Origin of the sequence: Tsukamurella pseudospumae (genome assembly GCF_001575195.1) — a bacterium.
GTDB classification, from domain to species: Bacteria; Actinomycetota; Actinomycetes; order Mycobacteriales; family Mycobacteriaceae; genus Tsukamurella; species Tsukamurella pseudospumae.
In genome coordinates, this window is sequence record NZ_LSRF01000058.1 from 228,722 (window position 1) to 243,236 (window position 14,515).

At 70.9% G+C, this 14,515-nt stretch carries 15 protein-coding genes; 13 read left to right on the forward strand and 2 right to left on the reverse strand.

The window, feature by feature from the left end; all coding sequences use genetic code 11:
* Positions 1–48: 48 nt before the first annotated feature.
* Together AXK60_RS19545 and AXK60_RS19550 are read left to right on the forward strand one after the other, a co-directional pair.
* On the forward strand, positions 49–1,386 hold the full coding sequence (locus AXK60_RS19545; RefSeq protein WP_244881138.1) for an MFS transporter: 1,338 nt from the start codon (positions 49–51) through the stop codon (positions 1,384–1,386).
* 10 nt (positions 1,387–1,396) lie between these two features.
* A complete protein-coding gene (locus AXK60_RS19550) occupies positions 1,397–1,714 on the forward strand; it encodes a helix-turn-helix domain-containing protein (protein WP_068573660.1) in 318 nt (105 codons plus the stop codon).
* Between the two features lies 1 nt (position 1,715).
* Here the strand turns inward: AXK60_RS19550 and AXK60_RS19555 are convergent, their stop codons facing one another.
* On the reverse strand, positions 1,716–2,768 hold the full coding sequence (locus AXK60_RS19555; protein WP_068573661.1) for an adenylate/guanylate cyclase domain-containing protein: 1,053 nt from the start codon (positions 2,766–2,768) through the stop codon (positions 1,716–1,718).
* A gap of 32 nt (positions 2,769–2,800) precedes the next feature.
* Here AXK60_RS19555 and AXK60_RS19560 point away from each other — a divergent pair, with 32 nt between their 5' ends.
* The 3 genes from AXK60_RS19560 (at position 2,801) to AXK60_RS19570 (ending at position 5,957) form a co-directional block, all read left to right on the forward strand.
* On the forward strand, positions 2,801–4,198 hold the full coding sequence (locus AXK60_RS19560; protein ID WP_068573662.1) for an L-serine ammonia-lyase: 1,398 nt from the start codon (positions 2,801–2,803) through the stop codon (positions 4,196–4,198).
* A 209-nt stretch (positions 4,199–4,407) separates the two neighbouring features.
* Entirely contained in the window at positions 4,408–4,803 is a 396-nt protein-coding gene (locus AXK60_RS19565; RefSeq protein ID WP_068573663.1) for an NUDIX hydrolase, read from the forward strand.
* On the forward strand, positions 4,800–5,957 hold the full coding sequence (locus AXK60_RS19570; protein WP_068573664.1) for a winged helix-turn-helix domain-containing protein: 1,158 nt from the start codon (positions 4,800–4,802) through the stop codon (positions 5,955–5,957). Before AXK60_RS19565 ends, AXK60_RS19570 begins: the two co-directional genes overlap by 4 nt.
* Here the strand turns inward: AXK60_RS19570 and mftR are convergent.
* Positions 5,945–6,604: a mycofactocin system transcriptional regulator gene (gene mftR, locus AXK60_RS19575; protein WP_068982554.1), complete on the reverse strand. Its 660-nt coding sequence runs from the start codon at positions 6,602–6,604 to the stop codon at positions 5,945–5,947. The two genes, AXK60_RS19570 and mftR, sit on opposite strands and share 13 nt — an antisense overlap.
* A gap of 152 nt (positions 6,605–6,756) precedes the next feature.
* Here mftR and mftA point away from each other — a divergent pair, with 152 nt between their 5' ends.
* From mftA to mdo, 8 genes are all read left to right on the forward strand, one after another.
* Positions 6,757–6,849, forward strand: a complete 93-nt coding sequence (gene mftA, locus AXK60_RS19580) for a mycofactocin precursor MftA (protein WP_068573665.1) — start codon at positions 6,757–6,759, stop codon at positions 6,847–6,849.
* Entirely contained in the window at positions 6,849–7,181 is a 333-nt protein-coding gene (gene mftB, locus AXK60_RS19585) for a mycofactocin biosynthesis chaperone MftB (RefSeq protein WP_068573668.1), read from the forward strand. Before mftA ends, mftB begins: the two co-directional genes overlap by 1 nt.
* 4 nt (positions 7,182–7,185) lie before the next feature.
* Complete coding sequence (gene mftC / locus AXK60_RS19590; protein WP_068573670.1) at positions 7,186–8,394, forward strand: mycofactocin radical SAM maturase; 1,209 nt, start codon at positions 7,186–7,188, stop codon at positions 8,392–8,394.
* A gap of 25 nt (positions 8,395–8,419) precedes the next feature.
* The gene (gene mftD, locus AXK60_RS19595) at positions 8,420–9,637 is read left to right on the forward strand and encodes a pre-mycofactocin synthase MftD (RefSeq protein WP_068573672.1); all 1,218 of its coding nucleotides are present in this window, start codon (positions 8,420–8,422) and stop codon (positions 9,635–9,637) included.
* Positions 9,638–9,643: 6 nt separating this feature from the next.
* Positions 9,644–10,369, forward strand: a complete 726-nt coding sequence (gene mftE / locus AXK60_RS19600) for a mycofactocin biosynthesis peptidyl-dipeptidase MftE (protein WP_068573675.1) — start codon at positions 9,644–9,646, stop codon at positions 10,367–10,369.
* A 101-nt stretch (positions 10,370–10,470) separates the two neighbouring features.
* On the forward strand, positions 10,471–11,784 hold the full coding sequence (gene mftF, locus AXK60_RS19605) for a mycofactocin biosynthesis glycosyltransferase MftF (protein ID WP_425315227.1): 1,314 nt from the start codon (positions 10,471–10,473) through the stop codon (positions 11,782–11,784).
* On the forward strand, positions 11,781–13,070 hold the full coding sequence (gene mftG / locus AXK60_RS19610) for a mycofactocin system GMC family oxidoreductase MftG (protein WP_068573679.1): 1,290 nt from the start codon (positions 11,781–11,783) through the stop codon (positions 13,068–13,070). Before mftF ends, mftG begins: the two co-directional genes overlap by 4 nt.
* A 157-nt stretch (positions 13,071–13,227) precedes the next feature.
* Positions 13,228–14,499 carry an NDMA-dependent methanol dehydrogenase gene (gene mdo, locus AXK60_RS19615; RefSeq protein ID WP_068573681.1) on the forward strand — a complete coding sequence of 424 codons (1,272 nt, stop codon included), beginning with the start codon at positions 13,228–13,230 and terminating at the stop codon, positions 14,497–14,499.
* Positions 14,500–14,515: the final 16 nt, after the last annotated feature.

Consider the following 14,515-nt stretch of genomic DNA (forward strand, 5'->3'; position numbering starts at 1 on the left):
GTGGGAAAATCAGTTGATTCCGGACGCGTGAATCGGCAACGTGGAGGGGTGTTCACCGACCTCGGCACGCGCTGGAACGTGCCCCGCATGCTGCGCCCGCTGTTGCGCAGGAACTACCGGTTCCTGTTCGTGACGCTGCTGTGCGCGCTCATCGCGGACGGCATGTGGATGATCGCGATGGTCTGGCAGGTCATCCGCATGGGCGGCTCGCCCACCAGCGTCTCCGTCGTGTCCGGCGGCGCCGCCGCGGGCCTACTCGTCTCGACCCTCGCCGGCGGCGTGCTCGCGGATCGGCTGCCGCAGCAGCGCATCCTGTTCGTGCTGGAGATCGCCAACGCGATCACGATCGGCGGCGTGGGCGTGCTCGTGCTCACCGACGCGGTGACCGTGCCGATGATGCTGGTCGTCACCTTCGCGCTGGGCCTGGTGTCCGGCTTCTACTTCCCGGCCTACTCGGCACTGGTGCCGCGGCTCGTCTCGCCCGGTGAACTGCTCGCCGTCAACGGCTACGAGTCGGCGGTGCGGCCGGCGGCGTCCATGGCCGCGGGGCCGGCGATCGCGGGCGCCCTCATCGCGCTGCACTCGCCCGGCCTGGCCCTCGTGGTCGCCGGGTGCCTCCCCGTCCTCGGTGCGGTGTCCGTCTCCCGGATCCGTCTCGAGCCCGACGGCGCCGTCGCCGACGGTGCCGACGGGCTCGAGCCGGGACATCCGTTGCGTGAGCTGTGGGAGGGCGTGCAGTACGTGCGGCGCACCCCGTGGCTGCTGGCGACGCTGCTGTTCGCGAGCATCCAGGTGCTGGTCGTCGTCGGCCCGCTCGATGTGCTGCTGCCCTTCGCGATCAAGGACCACGCCGGCGGCGGACCGTCGGACCACTCGATGATCCTCGCGGCCTACGGTTTCGGCGGCGTGGCGGGCGCCCTGCTCATGGCCTCGCGGAAGCTGCCCCGCCGCTACCTCACGGTGATGATGTGCCTCTGGGGCGTCGGCGCCCTGCCTCTCGCGGTGTACGGAACCGCGACGAACGTCCTGGTCATGGTCGCGGCGGGCTTCGTGCTGGGGGTGGTCTTCGAGGCTCCCGTGGTGATCTGGGGCACGCTGCTGCAGCGCCGTGTGCCGCGCCGCCTGCTCGGCCGGGTCTCCAGCCTGGACTTCTTCGTCTCGCTGGTGTTCATGCCGCTGTCGCTGGCCCTGGCGGGTCCGGTCAGCCACGCGATCGGCCTCACCGCGACCTTCGTGCTCGCGGCGGTGCTGCCGATCCCGCTCGCGGCGATCGCGATCCTCGCCGCCCGGATGCCGCGCGACGAGCTGGAGCACCCGCTGCCCGAGGACGACGCGCCGGTTTCGCCGACCGTGAACGCTCCGCCCGGCGAGCGCACCGTCGGATAGGGTGAAACGTATGACGAGCGGGGTGGCGAGCATCGAGACGCACGAGTCGGCGGAGGCTGCGCGCCCGCCGCTGCTGCGTGAGGTGTTCGGCCGCGTGCTGCGGCAGGAGCGCACGCGGCAGGGCCGCACCCTCGCCGAGGTCGCGGGCGAGGCGGGTGTCTCCACGCAGTACCTCTCCGAGGTCGAGCGCGGCCGCAAGGAGGCCTCGTCGGAGGTTCTGAGCAGCGTGTGCGACGCGCTGGGCGGCTCGATGATCGAGTTCGTCGGCGGCGTGCACCGCGAGCTGCTCGGCTCGCGCCCGCGTCCCGTGGCGCTCGCCGCCGCCTGAGCTACTCCTCGATGGTTCCCTCGGCCTCGGCGGCCGCTGCTTCGGCGGCTTCCGCCTCCTTCGCGGCGACGGCGTCCTTGCTGTACCGCAGCAGGTGCGGGTGCACCGCGCGGAAGCCGCGGGCGCGGTAGGCGCGCAGGCTCTTGGTGTCGATCCCGGGCTCATCGACGATGGCCTGCGTGAAGTTGTCGTCGACGAGCACGGTCCCGGGCCGAGCGGCGCTGGTCAGGCGGGCGGCCAGGTTGACCACGCTGCCGAACAGGTCGCCGTAGCGCTGCAGCACCTCGCCGTAGGCCAGGCCCACGCGCAGCTGCGGGAACTCGATCTCGATCGCGTCCAGCTCCGGGTACTCGTGCGGCTCCTGCAGTTCGAGGCCGATTCGGGCGGCGTCCGCCGGGTTCTCCGCGGCGAACATGACCTCGTCGCCGACGCCCTTGATGATCCACCCGCCACCGCCGTAGATCACCGCCTGCATGCGCGCCTCGAAGGTCGCGACGAGCGTGTTCAGCTCCTCGATCGCGAGGCCGCGGCTCAGCCGCGTGTAGCCGACCATGTCGGCGAAGCCGACGGCCATGCGCGCCGTGAGCGCGTCGGTCGAGTCGAGGGTCACCAGGCGCTGCGTCGCGGACGACAGGTGCCGGCGCCACACATGCGCCTGCAGGTTCTCCATCCGATCGATGACCCGTGCCACGCCGTCCGAGGGATCCTTCACGCCGGCGGCCGCGGCATCGTCGAGGTACTGCCGGACCATGCCGGCCTGCCACTCCGCGAGTCGGTACATCGCCTGGCCCAGTGACTGCGCCGCCGGTACCACGGCCTCGCGGTCGACGACGCCGCCGCTGAACAGCTCGCCGAGGTCCTTGACGATGGCCACGTCGTCGCGCGTGAACGCCTTCTGGTCGTCGTCGCGGAGGTCGGCGAAGCCCGCGGAGGTCCACCAGAGACGCAGGTCCTCCACGTCGATACCCGCCTGCTCCGCGAGTTCCCGGAAGGTGTACTTGCGTTTGCCCGGGAGGAGCAGAGCGTCGATGTCCAGATCTGCGGCGTCGCCCATACGACCACTGTATGGGGCCTACGCTGGAGGACGTGACTATCAGTGTCTTCGAGCTGTTCTCGGTGGGTATCGGCCCGTCGAGTTCGCACACCGTCGGGCCGATGCGCGCAGGGGCCGATTTCGCCGATGAGCTGCGCTCACTGCCGTCGACGGTGCGCGCCCTGCACGTCGATCTCTACGGCTCGCTCGCCGCGACGGGGCGCGGGCACGGGACCTTCGCCGCGGTGCTGCTGGGGCTCGAGGGCAACCGCCCGGAGACGGTGGATCCGGATTACGTCGAGAAGCGCGGCGCGGAGATCGAGGCGACCCGGATGGTGCGGATCGCGGGCCGGGACGAGGTGTCCCTGTGCGCCGAGCAGATCGTGCTGCACCCGCTGACCGTGCTGCCCCGGCACACCAACGGCATCCGGTTCCGCGCGGAGTTCGACGGTGGCCCCAACGACCGCGGGGAGCTCGCGAGCCACGAGGCCGTGTACTACTCGGTGGGCGGCGGCTTCGTCGAGCGTGATTCCGGCGCGGAGACGGTGAATCCGTTGGCGGGAACGTCCGGTGTTCCGCACGACTTCGACACCGCGGCGGCGCTGCTCGAGACCTGTCCGCGCGCGGGCCTGACGGTGCCGCAGCTGATGCTCGAGAACGAGATCGCGCTGCACGGCGGACCGTCGGACGTGGCCGAGCGCGAGGTGCGCGCCGGGCTGCTGCACATCTGGTCGGTCATGGAGGCGTGCATCGAGCGGGGCTTCCGGTCCGAGGGCATGCTGCCCGGCGGGCTCGGGGTGAAGCGGCGCGCGCCGGGCCTGTACCGACGGCTCGTCGAATCCGACGGTGCCGACGCCATGGACTGGCTCAACGTGGCGGCCATGGCCGTGAACGAGGAGAACGCGTGCGGCGGTCGGATCGTGACCGCGCCGACCAACGGTGCCGCCGGCATCGTGCCGTCGGTGCTGTACTACGCGCTGAAGTTCCGCTCCTCGCTGGCGGCGCGGCGCGAGCAGGTCGTGTGCGACTACCTACTGACGGCCGCGGCGATCGCGGTGCTCTACAAGCGGCGGGCGTCGATCTCCGGTGCCGAGGTCGGGTGTCAGGGCGAGGTCGGCTCCGCGTGCTCGATGGCCGCGGGTGCGTTGGCGCAGGTCATGGGTGCCACGCCGGCGCAGGTGGAGAACGCCGCGGAGATCGGGATCGAGCACAACCTGGGGCTCACGTGCGACCCGATCGGCGGGCTCGTCCAGATCCCGTGCATCGAGCGCAACGCCATCGCGTCGGTGAAGGCCGTCAACGCCGCCCGGATCGCCCTGCACGGCGACGGCACGCACCGCGTCTCGCTCGATCAGGCCATCGAGACCATGCGCCAGACCGGCGCCGACATGCTGTCGAAGTACAAGGAGACCTCCCTCGGCGGCCTCGCCGTGAACGTGCCGGAGTGCTGACGCGCGGGGCGTGGCAGCGGTGGCCGGGTGCGGGGCGTGGGATGAGTCCGCGGGACGACTCTCCGATCCTGACCGGATCGGACAGCGTGTCCGGCGCGGACCGAATCCGAGGGTGTTGAGCAGTCACGGTGTCCCGGTGGACGCGGCGTCGGGAACAACGCCTGCCGCGGAGCGAAAAGATGTCGGAGGTCGTCGCTAGGGTGGCGGGCATGGATCTGCTGACGGTGGCCGCGGTGTGTTTCCGGGATGAGGCCGGGCGGGTGCTCACGGTGCGCAAACGGGGGACGGACGCGTTCATGCTGCCCGGCGGCAAGCTGGAGCCGGGGGAGGCGCCGATCGACTGCGCGGTCCGCGAGATCGACGAGGAGCTGGGCGTTCGCCTCACCACGGCGGATCTGACGCACCTGGTGTCGTGGCGCGGCCCCGCCGCGAACGAGGCGAACACCGATATCGAGTCCACCGTCTTCGCCACCGCGCTGCGGGTCGAGCCGCGGGCGGCGGCGGAGATCGCGGAGGCGCGCTGGCTGGACCCGGCCGACCACGGCGGCGTGACCATCGCGCCGATGCTCGCGCAGTACCTGTTCCCGCGCCTCGCCGGCGCATGAGGATCTCGCAGCCGCAGGCCCGCCGGATCGCGCTCGCGGCGCAGGGTTTCGAGTCGGGGTTCGCGGGCAACGCCGCCCCGACGATGCGGCAGGTCCAGAAGACGATCGACCGGCTCAAGCTGATCCAGATCGACAGCGTCAACGTGGTCGCCCGCAGCCAGTACCTACCGGTCTTCGCGCGGCTCGGCGACTACGACACCGCGCTGCTCGATCGCGCCCGCGACCGGAATCCGCGGCGGCTCGTCGAGGCGTGGGCACACGAGGCCTCGCTGGTGCCGCCCGAGACCTGGCCGCTGCTGCGGCACCGTCGGACCGCGGACCGGGTGGCGCAGCGGTTCGCGAGCTACGACGCCCGGCACCCCGGCCAGCTGGACCGGCTGCGCGGCGCACTGGCCGAGCTGCCGCCGCTCACCGCCCGCGCGCTCGAGGCGCACCTCGAGCACGAGCAGGTGGTGGAGAAGACGCACTGGGGGTGGAACTGGTCGTCGGTGAAGGAGGGGCTGGAGGTGCTCTTCCACGCCGGCGAGGTCACCAGCGCCGGCCGCACCAGCCAGTTCGAGCGCCTCTACGCGCCCACCACGTCCGTGCTGGGTGAGCTCGCCGAGCACGAGGTGTCCGACGAGGACGCGTTCGTTGAGTTGCTGCGCCAGTCGGCCAAGGCGCACGGCATCGGGACGCTGCGCTGCCTGCGCGACTACTTCCGGCTGTCCGCGGCGCAGGCGGCACCCGCCGTCGAGAAGCTCGTTGCCACCGGCGAACTCCTGCCGGTGGAGGCGGACTGGTGGCCGGGCACCGTCTACCTGCACGCGGAGGCCAAGCGGCCCCGGGCGATCGCGGCGCGGGCGCTGCTCTCGCCCTTCGACCCGGTGGTGTGGCAGCGCGAGCGGGCGGAGGCGCTGTTCGACTTCTTCTACCGCATCGAGATCTACACCCCCAAGGAGAAGCGGGTGCACGGCTACTACGTGTTGCCCTTCGTCCTCGGTGACCGGATCGTGGCGCGCTGCGATGTCAAGGCCGATCGTGCGGCGGGGGAGCTGCTGGTGCACGCCACGACCTGGGAGCCCGGCGAGCGCGATGCCGATTCCGAAGCCGCGCTGGAGCAGACGGTCGCGGAGATGGCCGGCTGGCTGGGACTGGAGTCCTATCGGCTCTGAGCCGGGGCGTCGCGGCTGGGCTCCCGCGGCGGTGCGGCCTCGGCGTCGGTGTGCCCGACGCCGTCGATCAGCAGCTCGCAGCCCGTGGTCAGGAGGACCTCCAGTTCGGAATCGGGCTGTTCGAGCCACTGGTCGTAGGCGGCGAGGGCGACGCCGAGCGCCATCCACGCGATCGTCTGCGGCGCGTGGGCGGAGACCGCGACTCCGAGGTGACGGGCGACGTGCTCCGCGATGACCTGTCGCCAATCGGCGTACATGATCATCGAATGCGCCTGGAGCGCGGGCACGGACAGGAGCAGGCGCATGCGCCGGCGGTGGTGCTCGCGTTCCGATTCCGGCACCTGATTGAAGGCGACGATCGCGTCGCGGAGCTGGGTGCCGAGCGTCCCGGTGCCGGCCGCCTCATCGAGGAGACCGCGCAGGCCCTCCAGATGATCGTCGAACTCGCCCCAGGCGAGTGAGTTCTTCGACGGGTAGTAGCGAAAGAGGGTCCGCCGGGCTATTCCCGCGGCGGCGGCGATCTCGTCGATGCTGGTCTCGTCGAAGCCGTTCTCGATGAACAGGTCCACGGCGATGGCGCTGAGCCGGCCCCGGGTGGTCGCGGAAGGACGGCCGCCGAGCGGTCCGCTGCGTCCACCACTGGCCATCGTCGCCATCCTTTTTCTGCGCGTTCCCGCCGGTCGGGGACTGTTCGCGATCGTACGGCAGGACGAATTCCGACGAACCCCTATGATTTTGCACTGAGTGCCATTACTGTGTGACGGGAACCACAACAATCACGATGAGGAGGTTGGTTCATATGTCCGACAAGGAAACTACGACGCACGACGAGCTCGTGACGGAATCGTTGGTGGAGGAAGTGTCCATCGACGGCATGTGCGGCGTGTACTGATGCCCGTCGCGCACGCGTCGGCTCCCGGCGGCCCTGTGGCCGCCGGGGCTGACGCCCCCTTCGATCCCGATCTGGGCTGGACGATCAACCCGCGCGTCGCGGTGCGGCCCGAGCCCTTCGGTGCGCTGCTCTACCACTTCGGCACCCGGAAGCTGTCCTTCCTCAAGAACCTCGTCGTCGTCGACGTGGTGCAGCGCCTCCATCTGCAGCCGAGCGCCTCAGCAGCGCTCGACGCCGCGGGCGTGGCCGTCGACGATCGCGCACCGTACCTCGATGCGCTCGACGCACTCGCCCGGTCCGGGATGATCATCCCGGCCTTCCCTCAGGAGTGAGACCATGACCACCCTCGAACGGCCCAGCCCCGCCCCGGTCGGGCGACTCGTCGATCAGTTCGAACGCGGACTCGACGCCCCCATCTGCCTCACCTGGGAGCTCACCTACGCCTGCAACCTGGCGTGCGTGCACTGCCTCTCCAGCTCCGGTAAGCGCGATCCGCGTGAGCTGAGCACCGAACAGTGCAAGGCCATCATCGACGAACTGCAGCGCATGCAGGTCTTCTACGTCAACATCGGCGGCGGCGAGCCGACGGTGCGCCCGGACTTCTGGGAGCTCGTCGACTACGCGACCGATCACCAGGTCGGTGTGAAGTTCTCCACCAACGGGCTGCGGATCACGCCCGAGGCGGCGCAGCGGCTCGCCGCGTCCGACTACGTCGACGTGCAGATCTCCCTCGACGGTGCCACCGCCGAGGTCAACGACGCGGTCCGCGGCCCCGGCTCCTTCGCCATGGCGGTCCGAGCCCTGGACAATCTCGCCGCTGCGGGCTTCAAGGACGCCAAGATCAGCGTCGTCATGACCCGCCAGAACGTGGACCAGCTCGACGAGTTCAAGGCCCTGGCCGACCGCTACGGTGCCACCCTTCGGATCACCCGGCTGCGGCCGTCGGGACGCGGCGCCGATGTCTGGGACGATCTGCATCCGCTGCCCGAGCAGCAGCGCCAGCTCTACGACTGGTTGGTGGCGCACGGCGACGGCGTGCTCACCGGCGACTCCTTCTTCCACCTGTCCGCATTCGGCGGCGCCGGCGGTGGCGGAGCCCTGCCCGGACTGAACCTGTGCGGCGCCGGCCGCGTGGTCTGCCTGATCGATCCGGTCGGCGACGTCTACGCCTGCCCGTTCGCGATCCACGAGAACTTCCTCGCGGGCAATGTCACGTCCGACGGCGGCTTCCAGGAGGTCTGGCAGAGTTCGGACCTGTTCCGCTCGCTGCGTGAACCGCAGAGCGCCGGGGCCTGCTCGCAGTGCAGCTTCTTCGACTCCTGCCGCGGTGGCTGCATGGCGGCCAAGTTCTTCACGGGCCTGCCCTTGGACGGGCCGGATCCGGAGTGCGTGCAGGGCTACGGCGAATCGCTGCTCGCCGGGGAGCGCAGCAAGCCCACCGCGAACAAGGACCATTCCCGCGGTGTGCCCCTCACGCTCATGACGCGGCCCCCCAGCCGTAGTTGCGACGAGAACCCCCTGACCGGCCTCACGCCGACCCCCTGAACGATCACACGGAAAGAGCGTTTCCATGGCACTCCTCAGCGACCTGCTGGAGAAGAATCCGTGGCGGCCGAACCCCTGGTTCGAGACCGTCCATGAGGCGCAGCGCCGCGCACAAAAGCGCCTGCCCCGCACCGTCTACTCGTCGCTCGTGGCGGGTACGCAAGGCGGAATCACCCTGACGGACAACACGGCCGCGTTCGACGAGCTGGGCTTCGCCCCGCATGTCGTGGGCGTGGCTCCCGAGCGCAACCTCGCCACCAGGGTCATGGGTCAGGACCTGTCCTTCCCGGTGATGATCTCCCCCACCGGTGTTCAGGCGGTCGACCCGGACGGCGAGGTCGCGGTGGCCCGCGCCGCCGCGGCGCGTGGCACCGCGATGGGCTTGTCCAGCTTCGCCAGCAAGCCGGTCGAGGAGGTGACGGCGGTCAACGGCCAGATCTTCTTCCAGATCTATTGGCTCGGCGATCGTGAGAGCATCCTCAAGCGGGTCCAGCGGGCCAAGGAGGCCGGGTGCAAGGGCCTGATCGTCACCACCGACTGGGTCTTCAACATCGGCCGCGACTGGGGCAGCCCGGAGATCCCCGAGCGCGTCGGCGTGAAGGCCCTCGCCCGGCTCGCCCCGGAGATCGCGGTGCGGCCGCGCTACGCCCTCGACTGGATCCGCGGTGGCAAGATCATCGTGCCCGATCTCAGCGCCCCGAACCTGGTCGACCGCAACGAGAGCGGCCCCACCTTCTTCGGCGCCTACGGCCAGTGGATGAGCACCCCGCCCCCCACGTGGGAGGACCTGCTGTGGCTGCGTGAGCAGTGGGACGGTGAGTTCATGGTCAAGGGGATCTCGCGTCTCGACGACGCGAAGCGCGCCGTCGACATCGGCGCCACCGCCATCTCCGTCTCGAACCACGGTGGCAACAACCTCGACGGCACCCCCGCCACCATCCGCGTGCTCGGCCCGATCGCCGACGCCGTCGGCGATGATCTGGACGTGCTGCTCGACGGCGGGATCCGACGCGGCAGCGACGTGGTCAAGGCGCTCGCCTTCGGCGCCAAGGCCGTCATGATCGGTCGCGCGTACCTCTGGGGCCTGGCCGCCAACGGCCAGGCCGGCGTGGAGAACGTGCTCGATCTGCTGCGGATGGGCATCGATTCGACCCTGATGGGGCTGGGCCGCTCCGACATCGACGAGCTCAGCCGCGACGACCTCATCATTCCGCCGGACTTCGAGCGCACCTTCGGCGGCTGAGGCCCGATGAGCCGTCGACTCGCCGACCTGACCTGGCCGGACCTCGTGGACGACCGGCCGGTGCTCGTGGTGCCCATCGGTTCGACCGAGCAGCACGGCCCGCACCTACCGGTGGACACCGACACCCGGATCGCCGTCGCGGTGGCGCGCAGCGCCGTCGCCGCCGCGTCCGACGGTGAGGGCGGGGCGGAACCGACGGACCTCGTGCTGGCGCCCGCCCTGCCCTACGGCGCGTCGGGCGAGCACGAGGGCTTCCCCGGCACGGTGTCGATCGGTCAGGAGGCCCTGCGGCTGGTCCTGATCGAGTTGGCGCGCAGTGCGACTCGATGGGCGGGTCGGATCGCGTTCGTCAACGGGCACGGCGGCAACCTCGAGCCCCTGGTCGCGGCGGTCCGGCTGCTGCGCACCGAGGGGCGCGACGTGACCTGGTTCCCGTGCGCCTTCCCCGGTGCCGACGCCCACGCCGGTGCGACCGAGACCTCGGTACTGCTGGCGCTCGATCCGGACCGCGTGCAGCGCAGCCGGATCGAGCCCGGCACCACCGCGCCGCTGGCCACGATTCTCGACCGGATGCGAAGCGGTGGCGTCGGCGCGGTGTCCCGCAACGGGGTGCTGGGCGACCCGACCGCGGCGACCGCCGAGCTCGGCGGCCGGCTCGTCGAAGCGCTCGGCGCGGACCTGGCGAGGGCTCTGGCGCAGTGGAATCCCGATGAGACCGGACGACTCCGGTGAACGGCCCCGTCGCCCGGGATCTTCCCGACGGCTTCCGTATCCGGCTCGGTCGGGAATGCGCCCGCCGGGGGCGCCACCTGATCGGGGGTTCACCGCTACGGGTGCTCACCCTGTCCCACGCCGCGGCCGCGATGATCGACGCCGGGGGCGTCCTCCGGGTCACCGACGACGGTGCGCGGCAGGTGGCCCGCAGGCTTCTCGACGCGGGGGTCGCCGATCCCGTACCCCCGGAAGCGGGCCCCGCAGCTGACGAGGCGGTGACGGTCGTGATCCCGGTGCGCGGCAATCAGTCCGGGGTCGACCGGCTGTTGCGTGCTCTCCCCGGACTGCCGGTGATCGTCGTCGACGATGCCTCCCCCGAGCCGATCACGGTGCCGGACTCGCCCCTGATCCGGGTGGTGCGCCTGGAGCGCAACGAGGGGCCCGCCGCCGCCCGCAATCACGGTGCGGCCCTGGCGGACACCGAGGTGGTCGCCTTCCTCGACTCCGATACCGTGCCCTGCTCGGGGTGGCTTCGAGACGCGGCCTGGCACTTCGCGGATCCGACGGTGGCCCTGGTCGCCCCCCGGATCGTCGGCCTGAGCCGGCCCGGGCGGTACGCGCCCATCGCCGTCTACGCCAACCGCCACTCCAGCCTCGACATGGGCCCACGGCCGGCCGCCGCGGCGCCGGGGCGGCCCCTCTCGTACGTCCCGTCGGCGGCGCTGCTCGCGCGGCGCGCGGCGCTCGACGCGGTCGGCGGCTTCGACGCGGCGCTGCGCGTGGCCGAGGACGTGGACCTGTGCTGGCGGCTCGCCGCCGCGGGCTGGACGGTGCGGTACGAGCCCGACTCGCGGGTGGCGCACGAGCACCGGAGCGATCTGCGGGAACTACTGGGGCGCCGCCGGTTCTACGGCACCGGCGCTGCGGAACTGGCTCGCCGGCACGGTGGGGCCGCCGCCCCCGTGGTCGCCACTCCGATCGGGATCGCCGCGACCGTCGGACTGCTCTCCCGCACCCGGTCCGGCACCGTTCTCGCGCTCGGCGTGTACCTGTGGATGTTCTCGCGCCTGCGCACGGCGCTGCGCTCAGTGCCCGGGGGAGACGGACTCGCGGCCCGGAACGTGGCCCGTGCCGCGTGGTTCGGGACGCTGCAGGGCTGGTCGTCGATGCTCCGGCACCATTGGCCGATCACCCTCGTGGCGGCCCTCGCGGTACCCCGGTTCCGGCGTCGCCTCCTCGCGGCCGCCGTGGCCGAGGCCGCCGCCACCTGGGTGGCGCAGGTGATCGCGGAACCGGGTGCGCGCCATCCGGATCCCCTGTCCTGGGCGGTGCTGCACAGACTCGACGACCTGGCCTACGGCCTGGGGGTGTGGCAGGGCGTCGCAGCCCGTCGAGACCTTGCGGCGCTGCGTCCGGTGGTCACGCGTCGATGACCGCGCCCGACGTGGTGGTGATCGGCGCGGGGAGCGCCGGCTGCCTCGTCGCGGCGCAGCTCGCGCGCGATCGGACGCGCAGGGTACTACTCCTCGAGCGGGGCGCGCTGACCGCAGCCGATCGGCCGACCACCGCACTCACCACGCTGCCGATCCATCCGGGCGCCGGGCGGGTACTGCGTCATCCGGAGTCGCGCGGTAGGGACGTGGTGCGCGGCAGCGGAATCGGTGGGTCGTCCGTCGTGAACGGCGGCTATTTCCTACGCGGTCACCGTGACGACTACGCGCCGTGGCCGTGGCGGCTCGGCGAGATCTCGGCGGCCTTCGACCGACTCGAACCACGGATGCGGGCGACGCCCTTCGCGGACGACGAGCTGGGCGAGACCGCCACCGCCTTCGAGGCGTACTGGGGGGCTCGCCTGCCCCGGTCGCCCATCGGCGGCGCGGGGGCGGAGCCGGAGGCCGGGTCCTGGCCGATGGTGGGGCTCAACCGGGTTCGGTCGAATCGTGCGGACGGTCACCGGTGGACCGCGGCCGATGCCTTCCTCGGATCGCCCACCCGCCGCCCGCGACTGGAGCGCGGCGTCGCCCGCGCGCTGACGGCGACGGCAGGAAGGGTGACCGGCGTCCTCACCGACGGTGGCCGGATCGATTGCGGCGAGGTGATCCTCGCCGCCGGCACCCTCGGCTCCGGGGCGCTGCTGGCGCCGCTCCTCGGGCCGCTCGTCACGCAGGAGCATCCGGAGCTGCTGGTGCGGTTCTCCCCGTCTGTGCCGCTGCGCCGCAGCCCGCTGCTGCAGACCGTGCTGCACACCGTCGAGGGGCTCGAGATCCGGTGCTACTCGGACGACTTCGCGAACTACATCGAGGGACTGCCCGCGGGCGGGGTGGCCATCGGGATCGCCGATATGACGCGTCCGACGACCGGCGCGATCCGTCCGCTCGGCGCCGGCGCGGGGGTCGAGCTCGACCTGGGTGATCCGGACGGGACCTCGCGGGCACGCATGGCCGACGGTGCCGCGCAGGTGGTCGAGATGCTCGAATCCGCCGAGTTCGCGCACCTGGTCCGGCCGGGCACCGTCACCGTCGATGCGGTTCCTGGAATGTCCTCGCACGCATGGGGAACCGTGCCGCTCGGGTCCCGCACCGCCGCCGACGGGTCGGTGCACGGAATCGCCGGTCTGCGGGTGGTCGACGGCTCGGTGCTGCCCGGTCCGCTGCGGAGCGGCCCGCACGCGAGCGTGCTCATGACGGCGGGGCTGATCGCGGAGCGCCTGTCCTCCTGACCGTCCAGGGCAGGGCCGGCCCTGCCCGATCGGGTGGGATGCGGTGGTCGACCGTACGGTTGATGCGGCTCCCTGTTCCCGGCGGCGGTTCGGCAGGCCAGAGTGTCTTTGTGAGGCGTATCACAACCCTCTGAACCCCGACTCAAGGAGCCACGTCATGGCCATCGAACTGAACCAGATCTGGGACTTCCCGATCAAGGAGTTCCACCCCTTCCCCCGTGCGCTGATGGGCGTCGGCGCTCACGACATCATCGGCGTGGAGGCGAAGAACCTCGGCTTCAAGCGCGCGCTGCTGGTGACCACCGGACTGCGCGGCTCCGGCATCATCGAGGAGCTCATCGGCAAGATCGAGTACCAGGGCGTCGAGGTGGTCCTGTTCGACAAGGTCGAGTCGAACCCCAAGGACTACAACGTCATGGAGGCCGCGGCGACCTACCAGCGGGAGAAGTGCGACAGCATCATCTCCGTGGGTGGCGGCTCGAGCCACGACGCCGCCAAGGGCGCCCGCGTGGTGATCGCTCACGACGGCCGCAACATCAACGAGTTCGAGGGCTTCGCCAAGTCGACGAACCGGGAGAACCCGCCCCACATCGCCGTCTCGACGACCGCCGGTACCGGCTCCGAGACCTCCTGGGCGTATGTCATCACCGACACCTCCGACATGGAGAAGCCGCACAAGTGGGTGGCCTTCGACGAGGCCTCCATCGTGACGCTCGCCATCGACGATCCGCTGCTGTACTACACCTGCCCCCAGCACTTCACCGCGTACTGCGGCTTCGACGTCCTCGCCCACGGCAGTGAGCCCTTCGTCTCCCGCCTGGACTTCGCCCCGTCGCTGGGCAACGCCCTGTACTCGATCGAGCTCGTCGCGAAGAACCTGCGCGAGGCCACCTTCGAGCCGCGCAACCTCAAGGCTCGCGAGGGGATGATGAACGCGCAGTACATCTCCGCGCAGGCGTTCAACTCGGGTGGCCTGGGCATCGTGCACTCGATCTCGCACGCGGTGTCGGCGTTCTTCGACAGCCACCACGGCCTCAACAACGCCATCGCGCTGCCCCGCGTGTGGGAGTACAACCTGCCCTCGCGCTACGAGCGCTACGCGCAGATCGCCACCGCCATGGGCGTGGACACGCGCAACATGACCACGGTGCAGGCCGCCGATGCCGCCGTCGAGGCCGCGATCCGACTCGCGAAGGATGTCGGCATTCCCGACAACTTCGGCGAGATCCGCACGGACTCGTACGAGAAGAACCAGATGAACACGAAGAAGTACGCCGGCCGCGGCGAGCGGATCCCCGGTGACGACAAGACCATCCTGGCGATCTCCGAGCACATCCAGGACGACTGGTGCACGCCGGGCAACCCGCGTGAGGTGACGGTCGCGTCGATGCTGCCGGTCGTCGACCACGCCATCAACGGCAAGTACTGACCGAGGAGTAGAGGAG

Bases quoted from the DNA above. Each gene is read 5' to 3' on its own strand.
- AXK60_RS19550 (WP_068573660.1), top strand. From the start codon at position 1,397: ATGACGAGCGGGGTGGCGAGCATCGAGACGCACGAGTCGGCGGAGGCT.
- AXK60_RS19555 (WP_068573661.1), bottom strand. From the start codon at position 2,768: ATGGGCGACGCCGCAGATCTGGACATCGACGCTCTGCTCCTCCCGGGC.
- AXK60_RS19565 (WP_068573663.1), top strand. From the start codon at position 4,408: ATGGATCTGCTGACGGTGGCCGCGGTGTGTTTCCGGGATGAGGCCGGG.
- AXK60_RS19570 (WP_068573664.1), top strand. From the start codon at position 4,800: ATGAGGATCTCGCAGCCGCAGGCCCGCCGGATCGCGCTCGCGGCGCAG.
- mftR (WP_068982554.1), bottom strand. From the start codon at position 6,604: ATGGCCAGTGGTGGACGCAGCGGACCGCTCGGCGGCCGTCCTTCCGCG.
- mftA (WP_068573665.1), top strand. From the start codon at position 6,757: ATGTCCGACAAGGAAACTACGACGCACGACGAGCTCGTGACGGAATCG.
- mftB (WP_068573668.1), top strand. From the start codon at position 6,849: ATGCCCGTCGCGCACGCGTCGGCTCCCGGCGGCCCTGTGGCCGCCGGG.
- mftC (WP_068573670.1), top strand. From the start codon at position 7,186: ATGACCACCCTCGAACGGCCCAGCCCCGCCCCGGTCGGGCGACTCGTC.
- mftD (WP_068573672.1), top strand. From the start codon at position 8,420: ATGGCACTCCTCAGCGACCTGCTGGAGAAGAATCCGTGGCGGCCGAAC.
- mftE (WP_068573675.1), top strand. From the start codon at position 9,644: ATGAGCCGTCGACTCGCCGACCTGACCTGGCCGGACCTCGTGGACGAC.
- mftG (WP_068573679.1), top strand. From the start codon at position 11,781: ATGACCGCGCCCGACGTGGTGGTGATCGGCGCGGGGAGCGCCGGCTGC.
- mdo (WP_068573681.1), top strand. From the start codon at position 13,228: ATGGCCATCGAACTGAACCAGATCTGGGACTTCCCGATCAAGGAGTTC.